Origin of the sequence: Cellulomonas sp. A375-1 (assembly GCF_001040865.1) — a bacterium.
GTDB lineage: Bacteria > Actinomycetota > Actinomycetes > Actinomycetales > Cellulomonadaceae > Cellulomonas > Cellulomonas gelida.
In genome coordinates this window covers 1-6,351 of record NZ_LFKW01000033.1, presented here as the reverse complement: position 1 = coordinate 6,351, position 6,351 = coordinate 1, and the positions used below count along the sequence as shown (strand labels likewise).

The following is a 6,351-nucleotide window of genomic DNA, read 5'->3' as shown; positions in this document are numbered from 1 at the left end:
GAGGCGTTCCCGGTCGTCCCCGGCAGCGTCGCGCCCGTGGGCCGCCGCGTTGCTGCGTTCGCCATCGACGGTGCGGCGCTCCTGCTCCTCGGCGGCGTGGGCGTCGCGATCACGTTCGCGACCGCGGGGGAGCCCGAGGTCAGCCCGGCCTCGGCGACCGCGTCGTTCGTCCCCTCGGCGCTCGCCGGGCTCGGTGGTCTCGCCCTGTGGGTCAGCGAGTCGATCACCGGCGCGACGCTCGGTGGTGCGCTGCTGGGCATCCGGACCGTCTCGGCGGAGACCGGGCGGCCTGCGGGTCTCCTGAGGATCCTCCTGCGCCAGCTCGTCGTCGGGCTGGGCGCGCTGGTGTGCCTCGTCGGGCAGTGGCTCGTCGTCGCCTCGGGCGTGTTCGACAAGACGCCCGCGCAGCGCGGCTGGCACGACAAGGCCGCGGGCACGATCGTCCTGCTGGCGAGCGCGACCGGAGTGGCGCGCGCGGAGGACCCGGCGCGCGCGTGGGACCAGGCCGTGGCGCGTGCGGTCGGGCCCGTGCCACCTCCGCCTCCGCCGCCGGCCCCACCCGCACCAGCCGCGGCTGCTGCGCACGCCGCGCCTGTCCAGCACGAGCCCACCGCGTCCAGCGTCCCTGCGCCGGCCGTCGAGCCTGCCGCTTCCGTCGCGCCGGCCCCGTCGTCGCCGGCAGCGACCGGGTCCGGCGCTCTCGAGGTGCCGCCGGCGATCGGCCTCGTGCCGCTGCCGCCCGGCGTCGGGACCGGCCGACCCTCGCAGCAGACCCCGGGCGGCGCGCTCATCACCGGGTTCCCGGGCGCCACCGAGCCCCCCGCACCAGCACCGACGACCGGCATGTCCGAGCCGCTGTCGGGAGACGCCATGTCCGCGACGACCCTCGGCGACACGCCCCCGACGGGCCACGAGCGCGTCGAGCCCACGGCACCCTCGATCGGCGCGACGGTCGGCGAGCACGCCGGACGGCCGAACCTGCAGCCGCTCGCCGAGCAGCCGTCCGCCGCCCAGCCGTCGCCCGTCCAGCCGTCGCCCGTCCAGCCGTCGTCTGTGCAGCCGACACCCGTGCCGCGCTGGAGCGGCGACGAGGTCGACGAGATCGAGCTGACGCGGCTGCGCACACCCGCGGCGGGCATGGAGCCCGTCCCGCAGGGGCTACGGCTCGCGTTCGACACGGGCGAGCGTCTGGACGTGGTGGGCGACGGCGTCGTCGGACGCGCGCCTCAGGGCGATGTCACGCACGTCGTCGCGATCGACGACCCCGCCCGCTCGCTGTCCAAGACCCACCTTGCGTTCGGCCCCGCAGGGCCGGGCGAGCTGTGGGTGGTGGACCGCGGCTCGACCAACGGCACCGTCGTCGTGCGCCCCGACGGGACGGCCGCCGCGCTCCCTGCCGGGACGCGGGCGACCGTCACCGTGGGCTGGTCGCTGCGCATCGGCGAGCGGACGGTCCGGGTCGAGAGCCGCTGACGCGGGACTCAGGTCGTCGATGGCGTCCAGGCCAGCTGGACGACCTGCAGGCCCGCGTCGCGCGTGACGAGCTGCGCGCGGCCGGGTACCGACGGCACCGGCCGCGCGGAGCCCACGAGCGCACCCTCGTCGGGGCTCCCCGACATCACCAGGCCCGGCGCGGCGAGGTCGCGCACGGCCTGCACGACCGGGTCGAACAGCGCGCGTGACGCACCACCCGTCCGGCGCGTGAGGACCAGGTGCAGGCCGACGTCGCTCGCCTGCGCGAGCAGCGGGACGAGCGCGATGAGCGGGTTCCCGGACGAGGTCGCGACCAGGTCGTAGTCGTCGACGAGCACGTACACCTCGGCGCCTGACCACCACGACCGCGCGCGGAGCTGCTCGGGCGTGACATCGGGACCCGGCAGGCGCCCGCGCAGGTACGCGGCGAGGTCGGTGAGCTCCGCTGTGGCCTGCTCGTGCGTCGTCAGGTAGCTCGTGAGGTACTCGTCGGGGATCTCGCCGAGCAGCGCGCGGCGGAAGTCCACCGCGATGATCTGCGCCTGCTGCGGCGTGTGCAGGCGCTGCACCTCGCGTGCGACGAGGCGCAGGAGCCCGGACTTGCCTGCACCCGAGTCGCCGAACGCGTACAGGTGGTGCTCCTCGCGCACGTCGAGCATCACGGGGGCGAGCGCGGCCTCGTCGATGCCGAGCAGGATGCCGGGAGCGCGCGGGGCGCGCACCCGCAGCTCGTCGAGCTCCACCTGCTCCGGCAGGAGCCGCAGCTTGGGCGGGGGAGCGCCGCGCCACGACTGCGCGACGGTCTGCACGAGGTGCTGGACGCCTGCGCCGAGCGTCTCGGCCGCACCATCACCGTCGATGCGCGGGAGCGCGGTGAGCACGTGGTGCTTCGAGACGACCATGCCGCGGCCCGGACGCTCGCGCGGGACCGACGCGGCGATCTTGCGGTCGAGCTCGGAGTCGGTCGGGTCGCCCAGGCGCAGCTCGAGGCGGGTGCCGAACAGGTCCTTGACCTGAGTGCGGAAGTCCATCCAGCGGCTCGCGGCGGCCAGCAGGTGCATGCCGAACGTGAGGCCGCGCCCGGCGAGCGCCTGCAGCCGTGGCTCGAGCTCGTCGAACTCCGCGCGGACCGTCGACCAGCCGTCGACCACGAGGAAGACGTCGCCGTAGCCGTCGTCGACCTGACCCGCGGCGCGGCGCTGCCGGTAGGTCTCGATCGAGTCGATGCCGTGCGCGCGGAAGTACCGCTCGCGCGCGTCGACGATCCCCTCGACCTCGGCGACGATCCGCCGCACCACGTCGGGCTCGGCGCGGGTCCCGACGCCCGCGACGTGCGGCAGCCCGACGAGCGGCGTGAACGTGCCCCCGCCGAAGTCGAGCACGTAGAACTGCACCTCGAGCGGGGTGTGCGTGAGCGCGAGGCCGGTGACGACCGACCGCAGCACGGTGCTCTTGCCCGAGCGCGGGCCGCCGACGACGGCCATGTGCCCGCCCGCGCCCGCGAGCGAGACCGTGAGGTTCTCGCGCCGCTGCTCGAGCGGACGGTCGACGATGCCGAGCGGGAACGTGAGCGGCCCCGCGGCCCGCCAGCCGGGGGACACGAGCCCGAGCGCGGGGTCGACCCCGAGGTCCGGCATGAGGCGGTCGTACGTCTCGGGCACGACGAGCGGCGGCAGCCACACCTGGTGCGCGGCGGGACCCTTGCCCGCCATGAGCGAGACCGCGATGTCGAACGTGGCGCGCTTCTCCTGGTCCTCCTCGAACGGCTCGTCGGGCTCGTCGCGGACCGTCGAGGCGGACAGGACCGGCGCAGCCGTGAACGACTCGAGGCGCGCGCGTCCGGTGGCCACAGGGCCCGCGCCCACCGCGGTGCGCCGCCGCGCCGGGGGCGGGCCGGAGACGTACGAGGCGCGGAACTGGATCATCGAGGTCGGGTCGGGCTTGAGGAACCCGACGCCGGGAACGGGCGGCAGCTCGTAGGCGTCCGGCACGCCCAGGACGGTGCGCGACTCGGCGGCCGAGAACGTCCGCAGTCCGATCCGGTACGACAGGTGGGACTCGAGGCCGCGCAGGCGGCCCTCCTCGAGGCGCTGGCTGGACAGCAGCAGGTGCATCTGCAGCGAGCGGCCGAGCCGCCCGATCGCGACGAACAGGTCGACGAACTCGGGCTTGGCCGCGAGCAGCTCGGAGAACTCGTCGGCCACGATGAGCAGCGCGGGCAGCGGCTGCAGGTCCGGCCGGTCGGTGCGCCGGGCCTTCTCGTAGTCCGCGACGTTGGCGAAGTTGCCGGCCGCGCGCAGCAGCTCCTGCCGGCGCACCATCTCGCCCTGCAGCGCGTCCTGCATGCGGTCGACGAGCGTGAGCTCCTCGCCCAGGTTCGTGATGATCGCCGAGACGTGCGGCATGTCGGCCATGCCGGCGAACGTGGCGCCACCCTTGAAGTCGACGAGGACGAAGTTGAGGTCCTCGGAGGAGTGCGTGAGGGCGAGCGCGAGCACGAGCGTGCGCAGCACCTCGGACTTGCCCGAGCCGGTGGCGCCGATGATGAGCCCGTGCGGGCCCATGCCCTGCTGCGCGGACTCCTTGATGTCGAGCGCGACGGGCTGCCCCTGCGGGGTCAGGCCGATCGGCACGCGGAGGCGGTCGCGCGGCAGCCGCGGGCGCCAGGCGCGCGCGAGGTCGAGGTCCCGCACGTCGCCCAGGCCCAGCAGGTCGACGAGCTCCGCGGAGACCTGGCCGTCGGCGCGCTGCGGGCCCGCGTCGACGTACAGCGGCAGCAGACGACGCGCGGTCGCCTCCGCCTCCGCGACGGACAGCTGGTCGCCCTTGAGCCGCGTGGGCTCGAGACCGGTGCGCAGCACCTCGACGGGGACGCCGCCGTCGGGCAGCGCCGCGCCCAGCAGGAAGCGCAGCACGTTCGGGTCCTCGAGGTCCTCCCAGTGCTCGGGCAGCTCGAGCACCGTGATGCCCAGGACGCCGTCCGACGTGAGGATCCCGTTGCCGACCGGCACGTGCCCGCCGTCGACGACGACGAGGACGTGCGGCGTGGGCGTCGCCGACGGCGCCGCACGGCCGAACCGGGGGCGGTCGGCCAGGCCCTCGGGGAGCAGGCCCTCGATCTCGGGCAGGGTCGTGCCGATCATGCGGGCCGGGCCGACCGCGTCGCGCTCGCGCGTCGAGTGCGCGTGCGGCAGCCACTTGACCCAGTCCCACGCGGGCATGGCGCGCTCGCTCGCGAGCACGGCGATCTGCAGGCGGTCAGGAGAGTGGAACGTCGCGAGCTGCGCGACGACCGCGCGGGCCAGCGCCCGCGCCTCCTGCTCCGCGCCGGCGACCTCGATGCGCGCGGCGCTGCGCACGTCGACCGAGAGCGGGATGTCCTGCTGGACGCGGTGCGTCACGAGGAACCGGTGCGCGGCGGACGCCGCGACGGGGTCGAGCTGGGCGAGCGGGGGCGTCTGGGGCGCCTCCAGGCGCAGCGAGAGCTGCTGGGCGCCCGTGCCGAGGCGCGCTCGCAGGAACTCCGGGTGGTCGGGCGTGCGCTCCCACGCGCGCGAGCGCTCCTCGGCGACTGCGGGCAGGGCGCCGGGCTCGGGTGCGTACCACTGCGCGGCGCGGCGCTGGGCGCGTGCCGCCTGGCGGACCGTGCGGCGCAGGTCCGCGAGGTACGCGAGGTACTCGCGGCGCGCCCCGACGACGGTCGCCTGGTGCTGCGCGCGCTGGCGCCAACCGTTGACCGCGACGAAGCCGAGCGACGCCACGAGGAACATGCCGCCGGCGATCATGCCCTTGCCGCCGGGCTGCGACATCGCGATGAAGACTATGGAGCCCACCGAGCCGAGCATCGGCACGAGGTTGGACAGGACACCGCTGACGCCGTCGGACGGCTGGATCTCGGGCGGCGGCTGCATGACGACCTGACCCGTGGGCACGGGTGGTGGGCCGGCCTGCACGTTCCGGTCGGCGACGATCGACATGAGCCTCCCTGCTGCCCGGCAGGTGCCGGAGATCGACAGACGGCGCAACGGTACCGGCAACCGGGGCGATCCGGACCCGTAGCATGTGGGCGGTCGGCGGGAGCGTCGCGCATCGTCCGACGAGGCAGCGAACGAGGAGGTGGACGTGACGGCACCCGCCGCGTCGGCCGCTGCCGTGCCACAGGCCCAGGTGCGGCTCGTCGTCGCGGTCGGCACCGAGCAGCGGCACGTCGCGCTACGCCGCGACGTCCTCCTGGGCGACGCGCTGCGCGCCGTCCTCGTGCCCCTGGACGCCCCCGGCACGCTGGTCCTCGACTCCGCGGGCCGCCTGCTCGACGTGCGGGCGCCGGTGGGCGACCAGGTGGGCGACGGTGCCGCGGTGCACGTCGTGCGCCCCGCGCCGCGCCCGCGGGGACGTCGTCAGGTCGACCCTGAGGTGATCGCGCGCCGGCCCCGCCCGCAGGCCGGTCTCCTCGCGCTGGCGGGCGCGCTCGGCACGGTCCTGCTGCTCTCCGCGATGCTGGGCCCGGTCGCCGACCTCCCGAGCGCGGTCTCGACGGGCCTGACGGTCGCGCTGCTGCTCCTCGCGTTCGTCGTCGCCACCACGGGGCGGACCGGACGGGGGACCGCGACCTCGGCGGCCGTCGTCGCGACGCTCGCCGCGCCGTTGCTCGCGGCAGCCGCGGGTGCGTGGGCGACCCTGCCGGACGACGACGCGCAGCGGCGGCTCGCGGTCGTCGTCGCCCTGGTGTGCGCGACGGTCGTCGCGGGCGTCCGCGCGATCGTCACGCGCGCGCTGCGGGCGGGCGACGACGAGGCCGTGGTCGTCCTCGGTGCGCTCGCCCTGGTGGCCGCGGTGCAGTCCGCGACCCTGCTGCTCGACCTGCCGCAGCAGGTCGGC

At 75.7% G+C, this 6,351-nt stretch carries 3 protein-coding genes; 2 read left to right on the top strand and 1 reads right to left on the bottom strand.

The features are described 5' to 3' along the window. The coding region (locus CWIS_RS03645; RefSeq protein WP_048341888.1) for an RDD family protein at positions 1–1,473 on the top strand (1,473 nt) is incomplete at its 5' end. Between the two features lie 8 nt (positions 1,474–1,481). Here CWIS_RS03645 and eccCa read toward each other — a convergent pair. Continuing rightward, complete coding sequence (eccCa, locus tag CWIS_RS03640; RefSeq protein WP_048341887.1) at positions 1,482–5,450, bottom strand: type VII secretion protein EccCa; 3,969 nt, start codon at positions 5,448–5,450, stop codon at positions 1,482–1,484. A 145-nt stretch (positions 5,451–5,595) separates the two neighbouring features. On the opposite strand from eccCa, the gene CWIS_RS03635 reads away from it, so the two are divergent. Continuing rightward, positions 5,596–6,351, top strand: a 756-nt coding sequence (locus CWIS_RS03635) for a hypothetical protein (RefSeq protein ID WP_369796468.1), incomplete at its 3' end; no start/stop codon positions are given.